The sequence below is a fragment of the Marinomonas sp. IMCC 4694 genome, from assembly GCF_008122525.1.
GTDB lineage: Bacteria > Pseudomonadota > Gammaproteobacteria > Pseudomonadales > Marinomonadaceae > Marinomonas.
Map to the genome: position 1 here is coordinate 222,113 of NZ_VSRV01000001.1, position 25,828 is coordinate 247,940.

Here is a 25,828-nt window from a genome sequence, read left to right on the forward strand (position 1 = left end):
CCTTACCCTATAGGTTTAATTCTTCAATAGTGACGGAGGCTTCTAAGCCACCATCCGTTGCAATGTTATTGCCATTTACCCAACGTGCTGCGTCTGAACAAAGGAACAAGATAACCGGCGCGATGTCAGCTGGCGCTCCTGCACGACCTACACGATCCACATCGGAATTGACGCGCTGATCACCAAGTACTTGACGAAATTGTGTCAAGATTGGCGTTTCCACTGGGCCAGGAGAGACCGCATTCACTCGGATGTTTCGTGTTTTAAACATGGGTTGATGTGCGGCCAACATAGTCCAAACCAAGAGTATTTCTTTTGAAATGGGGTAACCAAGTTCATTGGGTATTGTAAAGTCCTCCATCAGTTTACTTGGCTCTGGGAACCCGCTTAGCTTCGCAATCGCCGAGGCGCGCTGTGTGTTTTCACGCCAGCCGTATCCCGCCATAGATGCTACGTTAATAATGCTGCCACCCGTTCGAATTTTGGTTGCTAAGCCTTCGGACAGCGCTTTTAAACCAAAGAAATTAATCGCTAACGTAAGTGCCGCGCCACCAGTACCTGAAACACCAGCGACATTGCACAGCGCATCGATTCCATCTGGAAGCGCATTGACGATCTCATTCACGCCTGCTTGAGTCGAAATGTCACCTTGCAAAAACGTACCGATTGAATGGTTTGGTTTGACAACATCGATGCCGATAACATCAGCTCCCATGTGCGCTGCAAGCTCTGCGGTACGTTGACCAATACCACTGGCAACCCCTGTCACAACGATTGTTTTTCCGAATAACATAATAATCTCCTTATGTGTTTTTAGATTTTGTATCGATAACCAATCCGGCAACTTGGTAGCCAACCGGAATCAAGCTAATACCTAAACGGCTTTCAATAGCACCCCAAATGCCTTTTGGTAAGAATAGCGAGCACAGCATGGCAACTGCGCCCAAGCCGACGAGATACCAAACACCCGTATCGGCAAACCAGGTTTCTACTGCAAAGAACAGCAATGCGCCTAAGATGGCACCTTCAAACCGGCCTAATCCACCCACGAGTACCATGAAGATCATGTACGCCGTCCATTGCACCGAGAAGTAAGCTTTAGGTTGGAAAGACGACGCTTGAGCAAGCCACAATGCGCCCGCTAACGCTGTACCGAATGCAGCAAAAATGAAAAACCATCTTTTGACTTTTTCTGCATCCACACCAATAGAATCTGCGGCTTCTTCGTTGTCTCGAATAGCTTGCATAGCGATACCAGCACGAGAGCGAAGAATAAAGAACAAACCCAATAACAACCCTGACATGCCAAGCAGCGCGGAGAGATAAATCAATGTACGGCGAATCTCTATGTCAAATTGGTTGAGTGCGATTAATGAAATACCCGTTTCACCTTGAATTAAGGGGTCAAGGTTCACCAATAAGTGACCGATAGAAGCAAGCACCCACATGCCGATGGCAAATTCGCCCGCTTTCAGTTTCAGCATGAAAGTTGAAATAGGCCAACTGAGTAATCCAACCAAACACGCCGAGATTAACAAGGCCGAAAAAGGGGAAATACCCAAATTAGTAATACGAATCGTGGCGTAAGCCCCTAAGCCAAAAAACAATTGCTGACCGATTGAAATCAAGCCACCAAAGCCCGCCAGTGTGTTCCACATCGCCGCCATTATGATGTAAATGAAGAGCACGGTTAGGCGTTCCATGACGTTATTTGACGCCAGCATGGGCATTATGAACAGGGCAATAAACAAGACAACGAGGATGAAAATGATCGCCTTTGAATAGGCATTTGAACGTTTGATTTTCATAGGGTATCTCCCTTATGACGACGTTTAACTAGCCAGTGTTTGAAAGAGAAAGCATCGCTATTGAGAGAGACTCGGGCAAACAAAAATATCAAGAAGATCAAATGCCCACCTAATAAAAAACCTTGTGGATGAATGAGTGCGCCGACACTTTGTGCAATCGCCAAAATAATGCCGCCCATGAACACGCCCCACAAAGAGCCTGCGCCACCAATGATGGTTGCTTCAAAAGCAAACAAGAGTTGAGGGCCACCAGCATACGCATCAAAAGTGCCACGTAAACCAAGTGCTGTACCAGAAATGGCCACGGTCATCATGGCAATGGCGGCGGATATACCCGCAATTTTTCGGGCGTCTATTCCCACTAATCCGGCGGTTTCTGGGTCGAATGCGGTGGCTCGTATTTGACGTCCAAGCGGTGTAAAGCGCAGCACCAGATCCAATCCACCGATCACGACAATGGCGGTGAGCAAAACGATGACAGGAAGTTTGCCAATCCATAAGCCAAAAATCTCGTAAGAATCCCAACTTAAATCGCCAAGGTAGGGCGCCAGTGAACGGGTATTGGCACCAAATTGTTGGAACAGTAAATTGTCGATTACAATGGCGAGGCCAAAGGTCGTTAGAACCGGTAACAGTTCTCCGCCTTTTGTTGCTCGCTCTAAGATAACGCGTTGCAGTAACAATCCCACCACCGCCATAATCGGAAGTATCATGAGTACGGAAATAAAGGGAGATAGCGCAAAGGCATCCGTAATTTCCCAGACTAAATACGCGCTTAAAATGGCCAATGAACCATGAGCAAGGTTGATGATTCGCATTACCTGAAACATAAACGCTAAACCGCAGGCGACTAAGGCGTAATAGCCGCCGAGCAAGATGGCTTGTACCAGACTATTGATCATGAAGCCTCCTGCAATGTGGTTTTATTCAGGCCAAAATAGGCTTGGGTGATTTCATCACGATGGGTATCGGTGGTTAGCTTATCGAGTACGATACGGCCTTCCAGTATGCAAATAGCTCGCTGAGAAAAGGTAATGGCACGTTCTAGATCTTGTTCGACCAATAAAATAGTGGTGCCAGCGCCTCGTAAACTTTCGATCGAGGCATACACTTGATTGACGACCAGAGGCGACAATCCCAAACTCACTTCGTCTAAAATCAGCAGTTCAGGATTAGACATGAGTGCGCGGCCAATGGCCGTTGCTTGTTGCTCGCCACCAGATAAACTCCCCGTTTTAGAATATCGACGTTTCACCAAATTAGGAAAAGTGGTAAAAATGCGTTCGATATCCCAATCTCCTTGTCGCTGAACGGTCTTGCCCAGCAATAGGTTTTCTTCCACTGTCATATCGCTAAATAGACGTCGTCCTTCTGGGACGAGTGATAAACCTTGTTGAACGCGAGTGCTTGACGATGTATTGGTAATGTCTTGGCCTTTAAAAGACACCTGGCCTGAATAAATGGGTAAGGCACCCGCAATGGCTTTGAGAAAAGTAGATTTGCCTGCGCCATTGGCGCCAATCAGCGAAACAATATCGCCTTGAGCGATCTCGATGGATACGCCTTGTACCGCCCGGAACTGTCCGTAACGTACGTCTAAATTATTCACTGATAGCATGATGTGCTCCTCCCATATACGCTTTCATGACCTGTTGATTTGACATGACATCGTCAGGCGAGCCTTGCGCAATGATGCGACCGCTGTCCATACAAATAAGCGTTTTGGCCACGCGCAATAAGATATGCACGATGTGCTCAATCCACACGATACCAATGCCGCGTTCACGCAGTGTCAGAATAGTATCCACCAGTTGCAAGGCTTCCGCGTCGGTTAAACCGCCACCGATTTCGTCTAAAAACAACAACTTTGGTTGAGTCGCGAGCGCCCGAGCCAGTTCTAAGCGTTTGCGGTCGAGCAGGCCAATGCTGTCGGCTTCACGGTTTGCTAATGGCAACATGCCACACAGTTTGATCGATTCAAGAGCGATGTCGTAGGCTTCTTCACGGTTGCTGGTGGCAGAATGAATGGCCGCCACAAAAACATTTTCAAACACGCTAATGCCAGAAAAAGGTTTCGGGATTTGGTGTGTTCTCACTAAGCCTTGCTTGGCTCGTTGTCGTGCTGGGTGGTGAGTAATGTCTTGATCATTGAGTTTTATCAGACCACTGGTGGGTGATTGAGCACCAGACAGCACGCTTAATAGGGTAGATTTCCCAGCGCCATTAGGTCCAACGATGCCAATGGCATCGTTGGTGTCCATGGTGAAATCAATTCCATTCAGCACTTGTACGCGACCGAAAGACTTATGAATCTCAGTCGCTTGTAGTTGTGAGTATGGGGTTATTATCACGATAGCGTTCCTATTAATGATTGTACTGAAGAAGCTTATGAGTCACTGGGACATTCGGATCAGTAACGTTTTCTGTGATCACATAGTCGAGTTTGAATTCCCCCGTGCCTTTTATCCACTGCGAGCCAATGATTGGGCCGTGTGCAACGTTTGGTACTGGGCCTGAAGTGAAGTCAACTTGACCGCCAATTGTCGTGACGTTGAGCTTTGCAATGGCATCCCGCACCGCGGTTTTAGACAAAGGGTTTGACGCTTGTTTCAGTGCTTCTGTGCCGGCATCAAATAAAGACAGTGTGGCGCCAAGTTGTTGAGTCCATTGTTCGCCCGTTTGCTTTTCCCATAGATTGGCCAACGCTTCTCCATTTTGACCCGTTAATGGGGACGTGTAGGGGAAGGTTTTGTGCCAATAAGCGGCAGACGCAATTTTCGGCCCTAACGATCCCAAAACTTCAATATCAGAGGGGAAGAGCCCAGTTTTGGCGATCTGGATGATTTTGATTTGACGATGCAGGCCCTGTTGCGCGGCTTGTCGCCAGAAGGCAGCAAAATCCGGTGGAATAGGAAAAGAGTTGATGATCTCGACACCTTCGGATTTAAACAGCGCGATTTGGCTGGAAAAATCTGACGTACCTGTTTCGTAAGCACCTGGATCAATCACTGTATAACCCGCTTTTTCAATTCGTGGTTTGAGCACCGCACGAATGGCGTTGCCATCAGCATCGTTCGGATACATCACGCCGACTTTTTTATTGGTATCGATTAAGGACCATTGAGAAAGGTAAGTGCGATAAAATTCGTCTGTGCCAAATCCAAAATGATACGTCCATTTAAATGGGCTGGCTTCGCCGGGCTTTGCACCGCGTCCGTAATACCAAGCTTCCCAAGGCATAACGGTTGAAATAAAAGGAATACCTGCGGCTTCACTGGCATCGGCAACAGGGTTGATCACTTCTGGTGTTGAAATCGCCAACATCAAATCCACATCTTGGTTAATCAACTCTTTGGCAAGTTGCGACGCCCGTGCTGGGTCCGACTGACTATCACGATCAATAATTTCTACCTGATAGTGCTTGCCTGCTACTGTCATTCCATTCGCTAAAGCAAGGCGCGCTTGCTCTAAAACAAAACCATCCGTTTTACCAAAACTGGCCAAAGGGCCGGTTCTTGGACTAATAAAACCGATGCGAATGGTGTCGTCATCTTGCGCTGCGAGCATCTGACCGGACCATACCAAGCTGCTGGCGGTGACGGCACACAACATGAGCTTAGTGAAATTTGGCGCAAAGGGGGCTAATAGACGTGCTTTCATAAGAACCTCTTTTTATTTTTGTTGTTTGAATAGTTTGTCTTGAATCGCGTTACTTAGAATGGTTCAAGTTGGGTTAGAAAAATCAGGGAGGAGCGACAGTAATCCATCGCACTTCGGTGAATTCGTCGACGCACGCATCACCGCCAAAACGACCATATCCACTTGACTTGAGTCCACCAAATGGCATAGCGGGATCGTCTTTTACCGTGGCAGAATTGATGTGACACATACCGGATTCGACACGGTTCGCCATGACTTTGGCGAGCGTAAGATCTTTGGTGAAGATGGACGCGGCAAGCCCATACTCACAGTTATTAGCGACGGTAATGGCTTCTTCTGCGGAATCGACTCGATAAATGCCCGCGATTGGTCCAAAGCATTCTTCTGAGTAAATGCGCATCATCGGTGTAATGTGGTCCAGTAAAGTGGCATCAATAAATTGCCCTCTACGAGGTGTGCCAGTGAGTAATGTGGCACCTTTATCCAGAGCGTCTTCGATTAGAGCCGATAAGCGAGAAGCAATAGAAGGGCTAGCAATCGGGCCAAGTTTAACGCCGTGACGTCGAGGGTCACCAGCGATAAGGTCGGCCATCATGTCTTTAAGAATACCAATGAATTCATCCGCAATGACTTGCTCAACAATGATCCGGTCGGTGGCCATGCAGATTTGCCCCTGATTTAAAAAAGCACCATAAACCGCTTCTCTTGCGGCCAACTGTAGATCCGCGTCTTTTAAGACGATAAGAGGTGACTTACCACCAAGCTCTAAAAGGCAGCGCTTTAAGTGTTGGGCGGCAAGTCCTGCAATGATTTTTCCGATACGAGTTGAACCGGTAAAGTTAACGCGTCTTACCGATGGGTTCGCGATTAGGCTCGCAATTACCTCTTCTGAATGTTCTGGCGCATTGGTCATCACGGAAATAACACCATTCGGAACACCTGCTTCATGCAATAATTCGGCGATGAGCGAGTGCGTCGCAGGGGACAGTTCTGACGCTTTTAAAATGACGCAGTTACCAAAGGCCAATGGAAATACCACGGCGCGCATTGCCAATACAATCGGTGCATTCCAAGGCGCAATGGCAAGGCAAACGCCAACAGGTTGGCGAACAGTGTATGAGTTTTCATTTTCGGTCTGGGCGGAAGGGTATCTGAGTGCCAGTTCTACGGCGGCTTCAATGGCTTCTGCCGCTACTTTTATATTGAAATCAACCCATTCATGGATGGCGCCAATTTCTTTTAACATCAATTGAGCAAAGCGATCTCGATATTTCGGCATGAGAGATTTTGCATGACGAAGAATACGAGCTCGTTCGGTCACATCCGTGGATGACCACTTGGCAAAATTGGCTGCCGCTATTGACGCCATGTGTTCTGCGTCTTCGAGTCGACCACAAGCGGCGCGAGAAGCGACGAGATCTGTACTTGGGTCTAACCTGTCAAAATAACCTCCCGCAATGGCAGGAATAGAACGACCATCAATGAATAAATTGATTTCAGGTGCTGTTCTTAGGTCGATATTGTTGTGGTTAAGACTCAATTTTTCACCTTTACTATTATTAGATTTTTTGTAGGTAGCTGAGGATTTTTAAAAGATTAACAGCTAATTACGCTACCAGTATGTCAATTTATGGATTAATATTGTTAATTTCTGGTTTATTTTGATGAGCTAACGGAAGAAAGCGCTTATGCTGACAAACATTATTGGTTCCATGGTGCGTTTCGAAGCGATTCTGCCAGGTTTGCAATCTCGAATATTTAGCACGGGAAATGATAATTTCGCCGACTTTAATTTAATCGGTATTATTCAGCGTGGCGACGTGTCGGTTTTGATGGAAGAGGTGCATCAGGTAACTGAGTCCTCCATATTTTGTATTCCACATAAGAAACAAGCCAAAGTGCTGGTGCCGCCAGGCAGTCAAATTTGGTTGTTAGGTTACAGTGATGAATTGATTTCCCTAGTGACAGGGTCGGATTTAGACAGCGCGAAGTTGGAAGTTTTAATGCGGCAGTTCACCATTACGCATTGCGACAAAAAAGATATAGATGAGGCATTCTTACCGCTTTTACGCCTATTAAGCGCAGAGATAGACATAACAAAGAAGCGTTCACGAACGATAATTTGCTCGATTATTCGCATCTTACTCATCAGTATTTATCGGCTGAGCAACATTGAATCTATGCGATTAACACACTCTCCAGACGAGCTGATCTTGCAAAAGTTTCGCCAATTAGTGGAAGTTGAATACAGGAACAGAAGGGTGGTTTCTTACTATTGTCAGGAACTGATTATGACCTACGATCGCTTACACTCCGTTTGCCAACGTAACCTCAAAAAAACCCCTTTGCAGCTGATTAATAACCGTGTTTTGATAGAAGCGACCTTGATATTGAAAAAATCATCGGATTCGGTACAAGCGATTGCCAATAGCTTGGGGTACAACGATGCGAGTCAATTTAGTCATTTTTTCAAAAAAGAAACGGGGCTTTCTCCTAGCCAATTTAAACGGAATTATGCGGAAAAAAGCGTTGCTCAAACTAAACATGCAATACAAGACTTTTCCGACTGGCCTTAGTTAAAGCTGGGCTTAAAAAACATCAGAGATAAGCTTGGTTGCTAGGGAATATGCGATCAAGTTGGGTTGCGCGCATTAATATTCTAAAAAAGCCCAATAGCAGTCAGTAATTTGGCTGTTTTATTCCTTTTTGATCACTCAATTCGGCCATTAAGCCTGTTGTGGTTGAATTAGCCGGACACTTCAATAATGGATAATATCCAATTATTGAGGTGTAAAATGACTAAGCGTACTAACAAACCCAGGTCTTTATAAGGTGTCAGTAGTTCAATCGTGGCGGCCGTCACGGTTTTGGCCGACTTATCATTAATCTGTTTTGATACCGTGAAGCTTAGCTTTCGCTCAACAATCGTTAACAGTGCACCGCTGTGTTTTGCGCCAATAACAAGGTCAATTTCCCAATCACCTATTCGAGTCTTTTCATCAACGGTAGAGGGGCGCTCATCAATGCTCACGCGGTTTTTGATACACCCTCTGCCTGCTTGTTTATCTTTATTGCGAGGCGTGTACGCTTTCCCTTTCCTACGTAAATGCTGGAATAATAGTCCGCCACAGCGCTTGTCTGCCCATATAGGCTGGTAAATAGTCTGATGACTCACCTGAAGTTTCTTTTCACGAGTAAGCCATCCAGATATCTGTTCTGGGCTCCAATCCTCTCGACTCTTTTCTTCAATAAGGTGCTTGGTGCTGCCCGTCATTTTTAAGGCTCTGGGGGCATTTAAGCGACGGGCTATCGCCACGTCATGGGCTTGTTTATAACGATATCCTCGTTGTCCTGAGTTACGCAATAGCTCCCGACTAATGGTCGATTGGTTGACTCGCCGTTGTCGAGCTATCTTATTTTGACTCATAGCTGTTTTCTTTAAGGCGTAAATCTGGCATCTTACGCCATAGGTCAGTTGATTATAGGATGTCATTTTTGCCTCTCTTGCCGGAGAAAAAGTGAACAGCATCATATAGTTAACTGACCATCCTTTTCTGCCCATTCAAGTTATGCACTTACTATCTGAATCCAAGTTATTTAAAACGTTAAAATATCGTCCTGAGTATCCAGAAAAGGCGTTTATGGATATAGCGTCCGCAAGAGAATGGGTAGCTGGGTTTGTGAGTTGGTACAATGATGAGCATTTACACAGTGGTATTAAATTCGTCACACCGACACAACGCCACCTAGGTTTAGACAAAAAGATATTAGCCAGGCGTCACCAAGTTAATGATGCGGCGAAACAACAAAATCCAAGTCGTTGGTCAGGTCAATCGAGAGATTGGTCAATGATTGACGAAGTGAATTTAAATCCGGTGAAAAAAGAAGCAATGCGGGCGGCATAAAATAAAACTTTAGGCGACAACTACCTTGAAAAACTCCGATATTGACCTTTCTAACATAAATACATTAACCGAGGTTAAGGAATGACGACTCGAGTAGAAATGATCATTGAAACCCTACAAGCCAACCCTGAGCAAAAGTTTACCGCTCGGGAGTTAGCTAAAGCGTTTATTGAATGTTATCCCGTCGAAATCGCAGAAAAGCAGACGAACCCAAGATACAACACGGAAGAAAAACTGATTGCTCAGTTGGCGGCAGAAATCGGTGGTGAACGTACGGTTGCCGCGCAAAAAGCTTGTGCCAATGTTGCGACACGGGATAAACCGCGCCCACGACTCTATTATTGGGACGCAAACCCGACGGCTGCCACGCTGGAAGAGCCAGTGGACGAATCAAATGAGCAAGAAGTGGATACACCGCTCACTTCGCCAAGTCTCAGCGAGTATGATTTGTACCCGATGTTGATTGAATACCTCAGTAAAGACTTGGGCTTATATTGCCAGCGTATCGACGAGCGAAAATCCAAAAACGCCCATGGCAGTGGTGGCAACCACTGGTTACACCCAGATATCGTTGCTCTAGAGCCCCTTGATCAAGGCTGGGATGAGGCCGTGCGTAGCTGTGTTCGCAGTGGTCACCAAAGCTCTGTGCGCTTATGGTCATTTGAGGTGAAGAAACACCTAACCAAAGGTAATGTGCGCAAATACTTCTTCCAAGCGGTGTCTAATTCTAGTTGGGCTAACTACGGCTATCTTGTGGCTACGGGGCTGAATAGTGATGTAGAAGCCGAGCTACAAATGCTTTCTAGTCTGCATGGTATCGGCTTACTAATGAGGTAATTGCAAAACTGTCGATATAAGCCATATCTATTCGTGGAATAACGAAAAAAGAGAAGACGTGGGCTGCCGTTTCCGGCGACGATAGCGTTCTCACACAACATCGACATACCCACTCTATGAATGCTACGACGCCCCAACAAATAATGCAACGCTGGCAAATCGTTCAAGGCCAATTGATTCCTGCTTTACACCAAGAAATAGGCTTGTTGACCCCAAAACTTGAAAAACTGATTCATATCTTGGAATGGTCTCGCATCGAAGAGTTTGTGACACGCTTTTCGTATCGGACGGGGCGTCCTCCCCATGAACTCGCTTGGTTAGCCAACGCGTTTGTTGCCAAGGTAGTGCTTGGGCTTACCACCACGGTGCATCTAATAGAACGCCTAAACATGGACAAAGCATTACAGCGAATCTGTGGATTTCCGCTTCATAAGAAACTGCCCTCAGCCTCGACTTTTTCTCGTGCGTTCGAGACGTTTGCCAAAGATAAGTTGGCCGAACGTGCCCACGAGGTGCTGATCAAAATGCACTTTGGAGATCGTCTCATTGGGCATATCAGCCGAGACGGGACGGCGATTAAGGTGAGAGAACGTCCACAAAAGATCGACAAAGTGGACACGGATAAACCTAAGCTTAAAGGGCGGCCCCGCAAGGACAAAGATGAAAACCGCCCGATCAAATTCAATGTGGCACGGCAACGTACCCAATGCCTAGAAGAGATGCTTAATGAGATCCCGGTTGATTGCCGTCGTGGCACAAAATGCAATGCTCAAGGCTATAAAAACAGCTGGAATGGCTACAAACTGCATCTAGACATTGCAGACTGTGGCGTCCCCATCTCCGCTTTGCTGTCCTCAGCCTCCATGCATGACAGCCGTGCCGCCATCCCTCTGTCTCACATCAGTGCGGCGAGGGTGACCAACCTTTATGATCTGATGGACGCCGCCTACTGCAGTATTGACCTGCATGAGCACAGTAGAGAGTTAGGGCATGTGCCCCTGATAGATCACAACCCCAGAGGGGGCGAGAAAGAAGAATTTGAACCCGCCGATACGGTGCGTTATCGGGAACGTTCGGGCGCAGAACGAGCCAATGGCCGACTCAAGGATGAGTTCGGAGGTCGACACATCTGGGTACGTGGTGAGGTAAAAGTCATGAGTCACCTGATGTTTGGCATTTTAGTACTGAGTGTCGATCAACTGCTTCGACTGCGGCAATAAATCGCAGAAAAATAAGTCATGTATCGAGGATATTGTGCTTCTGGGGTGGTCACAGAACGAGCCGCTATGATCAAAAAAGAGAGAAAAGCGATGACGACCTAGTCAAAATAGAAAATGCATAGAAACACATGCTTAACTGAGTAAAAAAACAGCCTCTAAAAGGGCGATAAGTTATCCACAAATGGGTTGGCTATTAGTTTTGCAAGATGCTCTAATACTTAATACTGAATCGCTTTATGATAGCCAAATATTGATTCCTGCGAAAGAACGCAGCCGAGTGGATTGGCAATCGGCTAATCGCATTGTCACGGAAAACAGCGATTTCCATCATTACATTGAACAAGTCAGCATCTACAACCAAACAGGACGATTAACTAAAAGCGCTTGGAATAAACAACCAAGGCCGTAATGTTAAAACGGCAAGTTTATTAGTGATTCATCTAGCAGCAGTCGTTTTCTAGGCCATGTAACGGTATATTAGAAATATAAGTAATAAATTTATATAGGACGATAAAAAATGATCAATGATTTCAAATTAGAAAATTATGGGCCTATCACTCAGGTAGAAGGATGTGCCTTAGGTCAAATTAACTTATTTCTTGGTAAAAACAGCCAAGGAAAAACTTTTCTTTTAAAAGCTTTATACAGTGCCATTCGTAGTCATGAAGAAGCACATCGAGGCAATAATAATCAAGACTTTTCAGATGCTCTCAGCGACAAACTTTATTGGACGTTTCAAACAGATAAAATTGGCGATATTGTTGCCAAGGGTGATAAGAAAAAGCTGACAGCATCGATTACCCTAAGCGATAAAAGTTCATTGCTGTTTAGCTTTGGTAGTGATACGACCAAGAAAATATCTCCTCAGCTTAACAATCTGACCAAGCGGGATGCTAATTCCGTTTTTCTCCCTCCAAAAGAAGTCTTGTCGTTGATGGATGTGATTCATAAATCGACAGAAGTAGATAAGATTTTTGGCTTTGATGCGACGTATTCAGACCTTGTTAAAGCATTGAAACTGCCCACTCAAAGAGGTAAGAATCATGCGGCGTTTGCGGATTCTCGAAGAAAACTAGAAGGAATATTTGATGGCAAGGTTGAATTTGATGGCAATAGTAACAGCTGGGTTTATAAAAAAGGAAAGTCCAAATACTCTATTATGTCTACGGCCGAGGGCATCAAAAAAATTGCAATATTAGATACATTATTAGGTAATCGTTTTCTTGATAAAGACTCCATTGTTTTTATCGACGAACCAGAGTCTGCCCTACACCCTACCGCGATTATCGAACTACTCGATATTATTGCGGTATTGGCCGAGGCTGGCATTCAGTTTTTTATCGCCACTCATTCTTATTATGTGATTAAAAAGCTACTACTTATCGCCAATAAAAAGCAGATGCCTATCCCAACTTTTATGGCACAAGAAGGTGGCACTTGGGAGCAAAGCTGTTTGTTAAGAGATGGCTTACCCGATAACGAGATTATTAACGAGTCAGTTCGTTTGTTTGAGGAAGAATTTGAAGGAAGCTTCAAATGATTGAGATTCCTGAATCTGGTGTGATTTTTGGCCCTTTCAATGAAGATTATTTATATCAAATTGAAAAATCTACAAACCTTCCACGAAATGCTCAATTAGTGGAGTTTATTTGGTTGGTTCCGGATAGAAACGCTCTACTACTAGTTGAAGCTAAGAGCTCTTTCTCTCAACCAGTCAATGATGTAGATTTTTCAAAAAACATAAATGAAATCTACAATAAATTAGTTGACAGTTTAATTATATTGGTTTCCAGCCATTTAAGAAGATTAGAAACAATACATAATGAATTACCTCAACCATTCAAAAATATAGATTGGTCATCTATTAGTATACACTTACGTCTAGTTATTCCGACATTTCAAACTGATTGGCTGGCGCCTATTAGTGATAAGTTACGTGAAAAACTTAAACATATTTTAGCCGCATTCGGTATTTCCGCTCAGAATGTAATGGTTTTAAACAAAGAATTAGCAGACAAACAAGGCTTATTAGTACGCACATAGAGCATCTTGCAAAACTAATAGCCAACCCATTTGTGGATAACTTATCGCCCCTTTTAGAGGCTGTTTTTTTACTCAGTTAAGCATGTGTTTCTATGCATTTTCTATTTTGACTAGGTCGTCATCGCTTTTCTCTCTTTTTTGATCATAGCGGCTCGTTCTGTGACCACCCCAGAAGCACAATATCCTCGATACATGTCTTTTTCTCTCAGCGATTTATTGCCGCAGTCGAAGCAGTTGATCGACACTCAGTACTAAAATGCCAAACATCAGGTGACTCATGACTTTTACCTCACCACGTACCCAGATGTGTCGACCTCCGAACTCATCCTTGAGTCGGCCATTGGCTCGTTCTGCGCCCGAACGTTCCCGATAACGCACCGTATCGGCGGGTTCAAATTCTTCTTTCTCGCCCCCTCTGGGGTTGTGATCTATCAGGGGCACATGCCCTAACTCTCTACTGTGCTCATGCAGGTCAATACTGCAGTAGGCGGCGTCCATCAGATCATAAAGGTTGGTCACCCTCGCCGCACTGATGTGAGACAGAGGGATGGCGGCACGGCTGTCATGCATGGAGGCTGAGGACAGCAAAGCGGAGATGGGGACGCCACAGTCTGCAATGTCTAGATGCAGTTTGTAGCCATTCCAGCTGTTTTTATAGCCTTGAGCATTGCATTTTGTGCCACGACGGCAATCAACCGGGATCTCATTAAGCATCTCTTCTAGGCATTGGGTACGTTGCCGTGCCACATTGAATTTGATCGGGCGTTTTTCATCTTTGTCCTTGCGGGGCCGCCCTTTAAGCTTAGGTTTATCCGTGTCCACTTTGTCGATCTTTTGTGGACGTTCTCTCACCTTAATCGCCGTCCCGTCTCGGCTGATATGCCCAATGAGACGATCTCCAAAGTGCATTTTGATCAGCACCTCGTGGGCACGTTCGGCCAACTTATCTTTGGCAAACGTCTCGAACGCACGAGAAAAAGTCGAGGCTGAGGGCAGTTTCTTATGAAGCGGAAATCCACAGATTCGCTGTAATGCTTTGTCCATGTTTAGGCGTTCTATTAGATGCACCGTGGTGGTAAGCCCAAGCACTACCTTGGCAACAAACGCGTTGGCTAACCAAGCGAGTTCATGGGGAGGACGCCCCGTCCGATACGAAAAGCGTGTCACAAACTCTTCGATGCGAGACCATTCCAAGATATGAATCAGTTTTTCAAGTTTTGGGGTCAACAAGCCTATTTCTTGGTGTAAAGCAGGAATCAATTGGCCTTGAACGATTTGCCAGCGTTGCATTATTTGTTGGGGCGTCGTAGCATTCATAAAGTGGGTATGTCGATGTTGTGTGAGAACTCTATCGTCGCCGGAAACGGCAGCCCACGTCTTCTCTTTTTTCGTTATTCCACGAATAGATATGGCTTATATCGACAGTTTTGCAATTACCTCATAAGCCAGCGGTCGAAATACGACCAGAATGGTATTACTAGAGGTTGTCATGATTACTTATCAATCTGGAAATATATTGCACGACCAAGCCGATGCTATTATCAATACAGTCAATACCGTTGGCGTGATGGGCAAGGGTTTAGCTCTGCAGTTTAAAAAAGCATTTCCAGAAAACTTCAACGTTTACAAAAAAGCATGCGACGATAAATCCCTTCAGACAGGCCAAGTTCTTTCTGTGCCATTGGGAGATATGAGCGCTCCTTTCTACATCATTAACTTTCCTACTAAGTCTCACTGGAAAGGTAAATCTAAACTAGAATACATTGAACAAGGCCTAGAAAGCCTAAAGTCGGAAGTAATCCGCTTGGGCCTCAACTCGGTTGCTATTCCTGCACTGGGTAGCGGTTTGGGTGGTTTGCCATGGAATCAAGTAGAAGCTCTGATAGAGAAGTCGCTTTCTGAATTACCCAATGTGACATGGGTAATTTACCCGCCACAAGCTGCACCAAATGCCGACGCTATGCCTAATAAGACCACACGCCCAAAAATGACAGTGGGTAGAGCCGCCGTTTTAGGCTTAATCGATCGTTATGTATCAACAGGGTTTGAGTACCGACTCTCACTGCTCGAAGTTCAAAAACTCGTATACTTTTTGACTCTTGCAGGTGAACCGTTGAACAAAGTGGTTTTTCAAAAACATCATTACGGCCCATACGCTGACGTATTACGCCATGTACTTGAAAGAATGGAAGGACACTTCATAACAGGCTATGCCGACGGTTTAAACAAGCCAGAAACACCCATTGAACTGAAAGAGAAAGCCGCTGAAGAAGCACTTACGTTCCTTGATAAGAACATTGAGACAAAACAACGATTCGACAAGGTGGCTGAACTGATCGAAGGGTTTGAATCCCAAAATGGCATGGGACTTTTATCTACGGTTCATTGGGTAGCGACACAAGAATTCGACCATACAGACATTTCAAATGAAGAGCTCATATACAAAATACACAGCTGGAACCCAAGAAAAGCACAAATGAAACCAGCACACATACTTGCCGCCTTCGAAAGACTAAGACAAAAAGAGTGGTTGGGGCTGAAAGTTCACGCTGCATGAGTAGTGTAACCTCTTCTATAACATTAACAGTCACACAACACATTTTTTAATAGTATTAACACTCCTATTTCCTACAAACATTATGTTATATTATTTTAAAAGGACTGAATGCTAACATTTACAAGGAAAAGTAATGGGCGTCAAACACGAAACTTTATTTCGTACATTAGCAATGTTACGAATCATACCGAAAGAGCCGAGATACAAGGCAACCTCAACGATTCATGTCGCTTTAGAAGAAAAAGGCTTTAAAGTTTCATTACGAACGGTTCAACGCGATCTAAATTCAATGGTATTGCATCTGCCAGTATCATACGTTGAAAGTGATGGGGAGTATCGATGGAGCTTATCAAGTAGCTTTACAGATTTTAAACTAGGCCTTGATACTCCAACTGCATTGACTTTAGTTTTGGCTCAAGAATATCTTTCTGTATTATTGCCCAAAATGGCAGTTGATCAAATAAAGCCACAATTTCAAGCCGCTCAACAATACCTAAACTCCTTACCATCGAATCATTATTCAGATTGGGGTAATCGGGTCAAAGCCATTCCCAATAGTAAAACCTTGATATCAGCTCAAATCAAAAGTGGAATATGGGAGACAGTCTCAGAAGCTGTGCTGGAAGAGTATGCCGTTGATGTTACCTACCTAAGTCGCCACGAAAAAGAGCCAAAGAACTACACACTTCACCCTCAAGGAATTGTTGTGCGCAACAGTGTTACTTACTTGCTGGCCACAGCGAAAGAGTATGATGAGATTCGTCAATTCTCCCTACATAGGTTTCAGCAGGTTGAGCGCTCAGATAAAACTTTTCGATCATTGGAAGATTTTAATCTCAATGAATACATTGATCAAGGAGGGTTCAGCTACAGACAGTCTCAACAACCTATTCAGCTGGTAGCGCGGGTAAAGAGTGAAGTTGCTTGGTTGTTATCAGAAACACCGCTCAGTGGAGATCAAGAACTATCCCACATTGAAGGTTGCTGGTACCAGCTTACTGCAACCATTTCTGATGATAAGCAGACACTTTGGTGGATACAAGGGTACGGAGCAGAAATTGACGTTCAGAAACCAGTAAAATGGCGAGAGTATATTCATAATAATGCAAAAGAAGTCCTTGGATTAAATAGTGCAGAAGAAAATAGCCAAGGTTAAACGACACGATTTGTCGTGATGATCTTGTATATTTTAGATCAGACAAAGTCCTTAAATAAGAGGGATATGAATTTGCAGGAAGCAGGAAAACTATTTTTAAAAAAAACAATAGAAAAGAAGGTATTAATTTAACTATGTATTGATAGGCTGGATAATAAATCTTCGGAATTAGGTGATCTATATCCTTTCAATCTTAGCTAAACAAGCAATTAGAATTTCATATTAATAATAGAGGTAATTATGGAGATCAACCTTACTGTCGTATTTTCAGCAGTTTTAGCTTTAGCAGTGATTAATACAGTGGTATTTGTCTTTTTAATCAATAAAATTAGGAGTTTACAAACAAATTCATTGACAACAATAGGAAGTTATTCAAACCAATTAAATAAGAATATAGATGATTTTTCTCAAGCGATGAAAAACTCATTTTCTGATCTTAGGGTTGAACAATCAGAACAACTTGAAAAAACGATGTTTAAGCTTCAAGGAGAAATAAAGGAGCTTCAGAAACAGCAGAAAGCTTCTTTTACAGAGCTTAGAGATGAACAATCAGAGCAACTTAAAAGAACGATGTTTAAGCTTCAAGAAGAAATAAAGGAGTTTCAGATACAGCAGAAAGCTTCTTTTACAGAGCTTAAAAATTCGATCGAGAAACACTCTGAGATAAATACAAAACAATCAAAAGAATTGACTAATTTAATTAGTTTAGGCTTCTCAGATTCAAAACAGCAGTTTGAAAGTAGAGAAAAAGTTTTATCAGAATTTATAACAGTAAAATTGGATGAAAACCTAAAATTAACTAAGCAAGGAGTGTTTTCAAATAATCAAAAACATTTAGAGACGTTTGAGCAATTAACTAACCAAGTACAAATGCTTCGTATTGAGAATATTGTAGAGCTTACTAATGAGTTAGGTAAACACAAAAAGCTACAGGTCAATAGTAATGACTTTATTAAGCATTTAGGTGATTGTAAGGTAGTGAAAATTGAAGATAAAACGACAGGACAGTTTACACAGATTCATTACGAAAATGGTATAAAACGCAGCACCAATACATTTGCTGGTAACAATCTTAAATATCAAATGTTTTTTGATGATACTGGTAAAGCAGAACGTGGAATTGAACTAAATGATAAGGGTGAAATTACCTTTGAATACCATTATGATGTAGCAGGTGAGATTAATAAACGTGTGGAGTTCAATTATGATGATGCTGGCAAAGAGACTCTGAGAAAAGAGACGAATTACTAAGGAGATAAAATGTATTTATCAGAATTAAATATCGGTGAGAAAAAGAACTTCTTGGAGTTAGCTAAGTATGCAATGAGCTTGAATGGTGAACACAAGGAAGAAGAGTTAGAAATTTATAACTCATTTGTCCATGAGTGTGAGTTGGCTAGCTATCAGACTAGCAAGCAAAGTAGTGTTGAAGGTGTCATTAAGGTATTGAGTAAATCCCAAGAGAAAGCTAAGCGAATTGTCCTAGTTGAATTGTTTGGAATTTTATTAGCTGACAATGAGGTTTGTGAAGAGGAACAGGTTTTTATTGAAACATTAGCATCTTCTTTTGAAATTGATATTTATGAGATAAAGCGTTTTCAACGATGGGTTGAGGCAATGAATGATCTCGTTGATGAAGGGTATTCATTAATTTTTAAAGGAGAACAAACTATATGTTAGGTCGAGTATGGAATGCATGTAAGAAACTTGCTAAAAAAATAGTAAGCGGTAAAAAAAAAGTTGCTTCTAAGATTGTTAATCGTGTGAAAAAAACAGGTTCAAAAATTTGGAATGCCTTTACTGGTAAAAATTATACCAATGAGGCTGAGTCCATATTGGATGAAGCAAGAATATATTTCGAGAAGACTGAAGCAGAATATAAAGCTGTGGTTGAAACTATGAGTGCTGAGATTGAAAGAAAAATTTCAGATATCAATGCATGTAAGCAAAAAATCTACAACACTCATTTTAAACGTTTTATTTCCATTGCTAGTCGTCTCCATAATGTGACTGTTAAAGGTGTACCTTTTGAGGAACTATTTGATAAGTCTGTATTAGAAGTGAAAAACTTACAGAGTGTTCGTGAACGCAATGAAATCATTAAGATTGACTTTGATAATATGAGCGTTTGGCAAACAACTGGAATGATTTTAACTCTAGGCTTTGGTACACGGAAAAAAGCAAAAGAAGCATTAGAAGATGCCAAGCAAGAGCGCATAAGAGTAGACGAAGAAGTTGAAAAAATGAATGCGCAAAAAACTAAGCTTAAAGTGATTATTGAATCAATTGATCTGGTTATGGAGTACTTTGATACTTTAATTTCGAGTTATGCTTCGTTATTAGATCGTTTTGAATATGGCATACAGACCCAACGTGTGAAACAAATGGCAAACTCTAATAACGTATTAACTTTAAGGTTAAATTTCAAACAAATCCCGATTGTTCATATAGAGGAATTTCAAGCACTATTTAATTTGTCGATTGTACTTAAGCAAATGGCGACTCTTGGTTACTTAAGTGAAAGTGGTGAAGTTATAAGTCAAGATATGGATAAATCAAACGTAATTATTCAGACTGCAAAAGCAGCAGCTTTGTGCGCTTAGTTTATTAATCGCCACCTAATCTCGCTAGGTGATTTCCAAGTAAAAATTATTAACAAAGAGGGATCTTCATGAACTCCACTGCGAATCAACCTGAAGAAAAAACTGACAAGTATGCACAACCAAAGCTTACGGTAGAGTCTTTGACGGAGCAGTTACAGAATTGTTCACCACTGCAAGTAAGTAAAAAATTGATTGATGTAGAGCTTTTTGATCAGCAAGATTCGGTTAATGTTTTACACTCTATTCATAAAGATTTAGAAGATCAAGGGAGCATTATGGATTCTTTGGTTGAGCCAATATTTTTTAATATTGTTGATTCAACTATTCACCATCCGAAGCTTAAAAAATATTTTACTGCTGGGGGTAAAAATACCGGTGAGAAAAAAAATAGTGAACCAGGAACGTCGCTTGGTATAACGCCAAGTAGAATTATAAAAGAATTAAAAAATTTCCATTATGGGCAGTTAGAAAGTGATAGCGCTAGTAGTAAACCATTAAGAACTACACAAGAAGAGTTGATGTATCAATCAAAGCATAAATATGATGAATTTAACTTTCGTGATGATGGTAAAAATGGCTCTATGAAACAGTATCGTGAAGATGTTGCTGCAAAAAATGGAGATAAAAATTACTGTGAGGTGTCTGGTCGAGTCGTTAAGAAAAGAAATAAAACGGCTTCTACCGCAGTAGATGTTGATCACATTATTCCTGGAAAATCGACAATAGACGGACTGGCTTCAATTCCTCTTTCTGATATACAGCGAAAACAAATATTAAATCGAAAATCTAATTTTGTAATGATGGAAAGTGGTGATAACCGTAGTAAGGGTGATTCATCTGGTACTCAATATGTTTATGATGATAAAAAGCAAGAATCGAGAAGCAAGAGACATAAAGGAAAAGAATATAACGCAACAGATAAAGCTAAAGTTGTTGCAAGAGATGCGGGTGCACTAGCTTCAATTTCAGGAGAGGCTGCTATTTCCGGTGCAAGTAATCAAGCTAAATCAAAAGCAATTGGTGATTTAATTATTTTAGCAATGAAGCCGTTATATTTCGAAATAACAGATATTGTTAAAAATGGCGTAAAATACGGCGTGGATGGAGACAGTTTTTCTTCAGCACTTAAGGCTAGATTTAAACGCATAATCAAATTTTATAAAAAACAAATTGTTCCATATATCAAAGATGCTATTAAAGACTTCTTTGATAATATTGTGACTAACTTTTTTACCGCATTGGGTGGAATAGTTATAAGTTTGCTTACCAAGTCTTTAAGTATTATTGTTAAAGGTTTTAAATCAATAGTTGAAGCTATTCGAATTGCTTTCAGTAACGACCCAAAATATACTCCGGCAAAAAAAGGGGATGCTATTTTGAAGTTGCTTTCTACGGCAGTAGTAACGCTAGTGATAGAGCATTTTAATGATCAAATTTTAGCCTTTATTAAAGGTACGCCATTTGAATTTCTATCAGATATTGCCACAATTATTCTATCTGGTATTGCATCCACATTTGTTGTTTACTTCTTAGATAGAATTGATTTGTTTTCTGCTAAAAAAGAAATTCAAACGCAAAAAGTAAAAGAGATTTTTGAACTTCGAATAGCCCAAATCAAAGAAAATACAGAGGCTTTTGAAACCACTTCAATTGAAAAATTAGCAGAGGATAGGTTGAAATTTAGATTTATAGCAGAAAAAATAGATCAAGACATCATTGATGATAAAAATGTTAATTCATCGGTTTATAATATGGCCAACTTCTTTAAAGTGGATCTTAATATTAAAACGCAAGATGACTTTATGAAAATTCTCGAGAACAATACGAAGCTTGTGATATAAGGTTTTGTATACCAATATATTAGATATGACGAAGTTTATTTTAATTTGTTTTTTTACTCAAAGTATGACTTTTAACATTATGGAAATAAAATATTATCCATTTCAGTACTTTTAGCTCCCTAAAAAAGCTCATTCAGTCTTGTTTAGGGTTGCTTTTGAGCAGATTAGCCCCTTGCAGATCGTATTGATCAATTTTAAGATCATTGGCCAAGGCGAACAGCATCGCCAGTTTGTTATCATTTTTCTATAAGCCACGATAGATAACTTTCCTAAAACCAAACTGACGCTTTATGATCCTAAATGGATGTTTACATAAAGAGCGTCTTCGAAAGCAGAATCGCTTATGGTGTGCCAATGTAAGCGTTCATTCTAGGGAGTCATTGACTCTCACAGCAATGGCGATTTCAACGGGTTGTCTGCAAACAGTTGCTTCCATCGCCTTGGGATCAAGTCAGCGGTGTCTTTTGCTGGGTGTTGGCTGACTCGTTGCAAGACATCTGTCAGGTAGTTGTTAGGGTCGATGTCGTGCAGCTTGCAGGTGCTGATTAGGCTTTGGAGGATGCCAACGTGTTCGGCGCCCAGTTCTGTCCAACAGAAGAGCCAGTTTTTCTTACCCATTGGAATGGGTCTTATCTCTCGCTCTAGGTGGTTAGTGTCCATGGCGACATCGGGATTTTCTAAGAAGACCATCAGTTGGCGTTTGCGCTTTAGGGTATAGTTCAGCGCTTTCATCCAGCTATCGTCTGGCAGCAGGTCGGCCCGTTGACTTTGCTCTTCGCAGAAGGCAAAAAATTGATCCACTAAGGGCTTGCTGTGTTGCGCTCGGTAGTCTTGTTTTTTCTCACCCGTCCAGCTTTTCTGTTGGATATGGCTTTCCTGTTTGTACAAGGCGGCGATCAGGTTCAGAGCGTGTGTGACGGCGTCGGTTTCTTCTCTTTCAGCTTTTAGTAGCTGACGACGCATGTGCACCCAGCACTGGGCATGGGTGATGTCTGGCGATTTGGCTTCGTAGCGGCTATACGCCGCATAGCCATCGGTCAGCAAGGTGCCTTGCCAAACATGATCCAACAAGTCTTGGATGTGTTTCATGCCGCGACTTTGGGAGAAGGTAAACACCACTTCGTCTTTGTCACCATACACGGGCCAAAAATAGGCTTGTTTCATTTTGCCGGGTTTATTGCCTACCCCAGGCTGTCGGGTGACCTTTATCGGCGTTTCGTCCATGGCCAGTGTGTTGCTGTCCAGTACACTGATAAGTTGCTCTATCACGATGGGTCGCAGCAGTTCGATCCCGCGTTTAGTGAGGTTTGTCAGCGTCGCACGACTGAGGGTGATGCCAGCGGCACTCAGTTGTTGGTGTTGACGATAAAGCGGTAAATGATAAAGGAACTTGTTGACCAGTAAGCCAACGATAAAGCTGACATCCGCGACAGAGCTGTCAAAAATTCTATCCGGCTGTGGCGCGGTAATAAGCTGTTTGCTGGCTTTGTGTTTGACCACTTGGCGCTTGGTAATCACGATTTCGTAAGCACTGGTTTTTTGTACGATGCAGCTGACTTCTTTGAAGCCCACGGCTTCGTATTCGTGCGCATTGGGGCCTTGCAGTTCGTCCGCTAGAATCACCTTTTCACGAACGGGGAGGGTTTCGTCAAAACGCAGTCCGGTGAGGTTGATTTCATTGCCGTTACGGGATTTGGGGGCTTTGCCTCGAGCGGTGCTGGGCTCAGATTTAACCGGCACAGATGAGGTGACCTCTTCTACTAATGCGGGCTCTACTGACATGGGGCCAACGATGTCGGCAAGGGCTTGTTGATCTGGCGTGAGCAAGCCTCGACGTTCACTTTTCGGCCCGAACAACTCACGTTTCAGCGCCCACACTTCGGCTTCGTATTGGCGGATTCTCGAAGACATCGCCTCAACTTCAGCGCGCAGCTTTTCGACCTCATTCGTGTGAAGCAAATCGGTGTTTTTAAAGGGTAAAATAGGTCGATAAGTGGCGTCGTTCATGGGGTTGGATTATACCATCTAACGTAAGCGTCCGGTAATCACCACCTTGAAAAAGAGTTTCTTTATCATCAGGCTTGCATGGAAGGGATTATATCGGTAAATTAATTATTAGACAGAGGGCGAACGGATTTGCCCACGCCTCCAGGATGGAGGTTCTGTCTCTTTTCAGGAAGATTCAAGGCTGCATGGATGCAGCGGGAAGGTTTTTCTCTTTATTCTCAAACTTAAGTTAGCCTGATATTCCACGGCAATAAATCGTCCATGTCATCATTTTCCTTTCTTCTCGGCAGTTCTTCAAACAATCTGACTAAGTAATCATACGGGATAAGCCCATTGGCTTTCGCTGTTTCGATGATGCTGTAAAGCATGGCACTGGATTTTGCGCCACTTCCTGTGTTAGCAAACAACCAATTTTTACGTCCAATAACGAAGGGTTTAATGGCGCGTTCAGCACGATTGTTGTCGATGTTGATGCGCCAATCAGTCAAGTAAACACTGAGTTTGTCCCATTGATTGAGATTGTATTGGATGGCTTTGCCTAATAAGGATTTAGGTGGCACCTGTTGAGCCGATTTTTCAAGCCATGCTTTGTAGTTCGCTAAGACTTCGGGGACTTGTTCCTGACGGATTTTAAATGCGGCTTCTGCATTGTCGGCCTGTTGGGCCAGCGTTTCGATGGCGTACAGTTTTTTGATGTAGCTGATGGCGATGGTCGCTTTTCCTGATTTGCCCTTTGGCATGCCTTTTTCGGCTTCAATGAATTTTCGACGTGCGTGTGCCCAGCAGCCTGCCAGCGTGGCTTGGGTCGATTCGTACGCTTGATAACCATCCACATTGAGATAGCCATCGAAGCCTTGTAAAAAATCAACGGCGCATTGCCCACTTCGAGTCGGTTGGTAATCGTATAAGACAATATTCGGGATCGGGTTGTGTTTGTCTGGGGCATCATTGCCAGTGCAATACACCCACATGTAGCATTTTGAACGAGCTTCTTTAATCACATTAAGCGTGGTTTCATCGGCTTGGATGACGGACTGTTTCAGTAATTCTTGATGTAGCCGTTCATAAAGCGGCTCTAAGGCATCAGCACATTTTTTCATCCAATCTGACATGGTTCGTCGGCTTAACTCAATACCGTATTGTTTAAATAAGGTTTCTTGTCGATAGAGCGGTAAGCTGTATTGGAATTTACCGGTGATAATCTGACTCAGCAAACTCGGTGTGGCGATGCCTTTTGGGATAATACTCGGTGGCATAGCCGCTTGTTTGATGGCGTTCTGCGTGCCTGTCTTTTCACACTCACGGCACGCGTATTTAGGGCGGACTGTTTCGATGACCTTGAGTTGGGCTGGGATAAACTCTAACTTTTCAGAACGGTCTTCACCAATACAATGAAGCGCCCCTTGGCAGCAGGAACAGACTTTATCAGACTCGGCAGCGTCCAGCACAACGATTTCGCGCGGCAGGTCTTTGGGCAAGGGTTTGCGCTTAGGCTTGGCACGAGTGTAAGAGATGGTTTGCGTTTCAGGCTCGGCATCGGTTAATGCCTCTGCTGCCTCAATCGCACTTTCATCAAACAACTCTCCTTGGCCGGGCGAGACTTCCGAGCTTTTGCCAAACTGCTTTTGCTGCGCCAAACGCCACTGTTCCAAAATAAGCTGATACTTGGATTGCCATTGGGCAAGCAGAATATCCTTTTTACCCAGAAGACTGTCTTTTTCATCCAATAGCAAAGCTTGCTCAAGCAATTTGGCCTTAAGCGAGTCAATGTCATTGGGTAAGTCTTCTGAGCGTATTTTCATGGGTTGGATTATACCAACCAAATGGGCTATTCGTCATGATATCGGTAGGTTAAATGCGGATGAGCTTGTGAAGAATGAATCGGTAGGCCGTCCAGCAACCAATTGAGTTGTCTGGAGGAAACCTGAAGGGACAAGAGTTCATCATCAATCCCCGGCCATTGGAAGTGGCCTTTTTCCAATCGTTTGTAATGTAACCAAAAACCATTGTTTGACCATTGCAGGATTTTGATCTTGTCACGTGCTCGTCCACAGAAGACAAACAATTGTTCGCTACAAGGCTCTTTTTCAAGATTGTAGGCGACAATATTACAGAGTCCATCAATGGCTTTTCGCATATCGGTAGGGCCACAAATAAGGGTGACGTTGAGTTGAGATGACGCGGTAAACAT

At 43.1% G+C, this 25,828-nt stretch carries 24 protein-coding genes and 2 pseudogenes; 13 read left to right on the forward strand and 13 right to left on the reverse strand.

Annotated elements, in window-relative coordinates:
- Positions 1-7: 7 nt before the first annotated feature.
- From FXV75_RS01010 to FXV75_RS01040, 7 genes are all read right to left on the reverse strand, one after another.
- Positions 8-793, reverse strand: a complete 786-nt coding sequence (locus tag FXV75_RS01010) for a coniferyl-alcohol dehydrogenase (RefSeq protein ID WP_148830778.1) — start codon at positions 791-793, stop codon at positions 8-10.
- Between the two features lie 10 nt (positions 794-803).
- The gene (locus FXV75_RS01015) at positions 804-1,808 is read right to left on the reverse strand and encodes a branched-chain amino acid ABC transporter permease (protein ID WP_148830779.1); all 1,005 of its coding nucleotides are present in this window, start codon (positions 1,806-1,808) and stop codon (positions 804-806) included.
- Positions 1,805-2,710 carry a branched-chain amino acid ABC transporter permease gene (locus tag FXV75_RS01020; protein WP_148830780.1) on the reverse strand — a complete coding sequence of 302 codons (906 nt, stop codon included), beginning with the start codon at positions 2,708-2,710 and terminating at the stop codon, positions 1,805-1,807. The genes FXV75_RS01015 and FXV75_RS01020 overlap by 4 nt, the downstream gene beginning before the upstream one ends.
- Positions 2,707-3,426, reverse strand: a complete 720-nt coding sequence (locus FXV75_RS01025) for an ABC transporter ATP-binding protein (protein WP_148830781.1) — start codon at positions 3,424-3,426, stop codon at positions 2,707-2,709. The genes FXV75_RS01020 and FXV75_RS01025 overlap by 4 nt, the downstream gene beginning before the upstream one ends.
- Positions 3,410-4,159, reverse strand: coding sequence for an ABC transporter ATP-binding protein (locus tag FXV75_RS01030; RefSeq protein WP_148830782.1), 750 nt, complete (start codon positions 4,157-4,159; stop codon positions 3,410-3,412). The genes FXV75_RS01025 and FXV75_RS01030 overlap by 17 nt, the downstream gene beginning before the upstream one ends.
- Positions 4,160-4,172: 13 nt before the next feature.
- A complete protein-coding gene (locus FXV75_RS01035) occupies positions 4,173-5,468 on the reverse strand; it encodes an ABC transporter substrate-binding protein (protein WP_148830783.1) in 1,296 nt (431 codons plus the stop codon).
- A gap of 82 nt (positions 5,469-5,550) precedes the next feature.
- Positions 5,551-7,008, reverse strand: a complete 1,458-nt coding sequence (locus FXV75_RS01040; protein ID WP_222863070.1) for an aldehyde dehydrogenase family protein — start codon at positions 7,006-7,008, stop codon at positions 5,551-5,553.
- A 148-nt stretch (positions 7,009-7,156) separates the two neighbouring features.
- Here FXV75_RS01040 and FXV75_RS01045 point away from each other — a divergent pair, with 148 nt between their 5' ends.
- Positions 7,157-8,044, forward strand: a complete 888-nt coding sequence (locus tag FXV75_RS01045; protein WP_148830784.1) for an AraC family transcriptional regulator — start codon at positions 7,157-7,159, stop codon at positions 8,042-8,044.
- 170 nt (positions 8,045-8,214) lie between these two features.
- Here the strand turns inward: FXV75_RS01045 and FXV75_RS01050 are convergent, their stop codons facing one another.
- Entirely contained in the window at positions 8,215-8,895 is a 681-nt protein-coding gene (locus FXV75_RS01050; protein ID WP_187424826.1) for an IS30 family transposase, read from the reverse strand.
- Between the two features lie 154 nt (positions 8,896-9,049).
- Between FXV75_RS01050 and FXV75_RS01055 the strand changes: the two are divergent.
- The 6 genes and pseudogenes from FXV75_RS01055 to FXV75_RS01080 form a co-directional block, all read left to right on the forward strand.
- A pseudogene (locus FXV75_RS01055) lies at positions 9,050-9,373 on the forward strand (integrase core domain-containing protein); the annotation flags it as partial.
- Positions 9,374-9,454: 81 nt separating this feature from the next.
- On the forward strand, positions 9,455-10,210 hold the full coding sequence (locus FXV75_RS01060) for a hypothetical protein (protein ID WP_222863071.1): 756 nt from the start codon (positions 9,455-9,457) through the stop codon (positions 10,208-10,210).
- 116 nt (positions 10,211-10,326) lie between these two features.
- Positions 10,327-11,430, forward strand: coding sequence for a transposase (locus FXV75_RS01065; RefSeq protein ID WP_222863066.1), 1,104 nt, complete (start codon positions 10,327-10,329; stop codon positions 11,428-11,430).
- 181 nt (positions 11,431-11,611) lie between these two features.
- Positions 11,612-11,839 carry an HrgA protein gene (locus FXV75_RS01070; RefSeq protein ID WP_148830787.1) on the forward strand — a complete coding sequence of 76 codons (228 nt, stop codon included), beginning with the start codon at positions 11,612-11,614 and terminating at the stop codon, positions 11,837-11,839.
- A gap of 108 nt (positions 11,840-11,947) precedes the next feature.
- Positions 11,948-12,970 carry an AAA family ATPase gene (locus FXV75_RS01075; protein ID WP_148830788.1) on the forward strand — a complete coding sequence of 341 codons (1,023 nt, stop codon included), beginning with the start codon at positions 11,948-11,950 and terminating at the stop codon, positions 12,968-12,970.
- Positions 12,967-13,473 carry a hypothetical protein gene (locus FXV75_RS01080; RefSeq protein WP_148830789.1) on the forward strand — a complete coding sequence of 169 codons (507 nt, stop codon included), beginning with the start codon at positions 12,967-12,969 and terminating at the stop codon, positions 13,471-13,473. The genes FXV75_RS01075 and FXV75_RS01080 overlap by 4 nt, the downstream gene beginning before the upstream one ends.
- A 213-nt stretch (positions 13,474-13,686) precedes the next feature.
- Here FXV75_RS01080 and FXV75_RS01085 read toward each other — a convergent pair whose 3' ends face one another.
- Positions 13,687-14,790, reverse strand: coding sequence for a transposase (locus tag FXV75_RS01085; RefSeq protein WP_222863072.1), 1,104 nt, complete (start codon positions 14,788-14,790; stop codon positions 13,687-13,689).
- Between the two features lie 172 nt (positions 14,791-14,962).
- Between FXV75_RS01085 and FXV75_RS01090 the strand changes: the two genes are divergently transcribed.
- From FXV75_RS01090 to FXV75_RS01115, 6 genes are all read left to right on the forward strand, one after another.
- Positions 14,963-16,030, forward strand: coding sequence for a macro domain-containing protein (locus FXV75_RS01090; protein ID WP_148830790.1), 1,068 nt, complete (start codon positions 14,963-14,965; stop codon positions 16,028-16,030).
- Positions 16,031-16,163: 133 nt separating this feature from the next.
- Positions 16,164-17,186, forward strand: coding sequence for a helix-turn-helix transcriptional regulator (locus tag FXV75_RS01095; RefSeq protein WP_148830791.1), 1,023 nt, complete (start codon positions 16,164-16,166; stop codon positions 17,184-17,186).
- A 240-nt stretch (positions 17,187-17,426) separates the two neighbouring features.
- Positions 17,427-18,437 carry a hypothetical protein gene (locus tag FXV75_RS01100; RefSeq protein WP_148830792.1) on the forward strand — a complete coding sequence of 337 codons (1,011 nt, stop codon included), beginning with the start codon at positions 17,427-17,429 and terminating at the stop codon, positions 18,435-18,437.
- A gap of 9 nt (positions 18,438-18,446) precedes the next feature.
- On the forward strand, positions 18,447-18,866 hold the full coding sequence (locus tag FXV75_RS01105; RefSeq protein ID WP_148830793.1) for a hypothetical protein: 420 nt from the start codon (positions 18,447-18,449) through the stop codon (positions 18,864-18,866).
- Positions 18,860-19,789 carry a hypothetical protein gene (locus FXV75_RS01110; RefSeq protein ID WP_222863073.1) on the forward strand — a complete coding sequence of 310 codons (930 nt, stop codon included), beginning with the start codon at positions 18,860-18,862 and terminating at the stop codon, positions 19,787-19,789. Before FXV75_RS01105 ends, FXV75_RS01110 begins: the two co-directional genes overlap by 7 nt.
- A gap of 68 nt (positions 19,790-19,857) precedes the next feature.
- Positions 19,858-21,630: a hypothetical protein gene (locus FXV75_RS01115; RefSeq protein WP_148830794.1), complete on the forward strand. Its 1,773-nt coding sequence runs from the start codon at positions 19,858-19,860 to the stop codon at positions 21,628-21,630.
- A gap of 133 nt (positions 21,631-21,763) precedes the next feature.
- On the opposite strand, the pseudogene FXV75_RS16680 reads toward FXV75_RS01115, so the two are convergent.
- From FXV75_RS16680 to tnpB, 4 genes and pseudogenes are all read right to left on the reverse strand, one after another.
- Positions 21,764-21,952, reverse strand: a pseudogene (locus tag FXV75_RS16680) (hypothetical protein); the annotation flags it as partial.
- A 65-nt stretch (positions 21,953-22,017) separates the two neighbouring features.
- On the reverse strand, positions 22,018-23,637 hold the full coding sequence (tnpC, locus tag FXV75_RS01125) for an IS66 family transposase (protein WP_222863074.1): 1,620 nt from the start codon (positions 23,635-23,637) through the stop codon (positions 22,018-22,020).
- Positions 23,638-23,861: 224 nt separating this feature from the next.
- Positions 23,862-25,439, reverse strand: coding sequence for an IS66 family transposase (gene tnpC, locus FXV75_RS01130; RefSeq protein WP_148830795.1), 1,578 nt, complete (start codon positions 25,437-25,439; stop codon positions 23,862-23,864).
- A gap of 26 nt (positions 25,440-25,465) precedes the next feature.
- On the reverse strand, positions 25,466-25,828 hold the full coding sequence (tnpB, locus tag FXV75_RS01135) for an IS66 family insertion sequence element accessory protein TnpB (protein WP_148830796.1): 363 nt from the start codon (positions 25,826-25,828) through the stop codon (positions 25,466-25,468).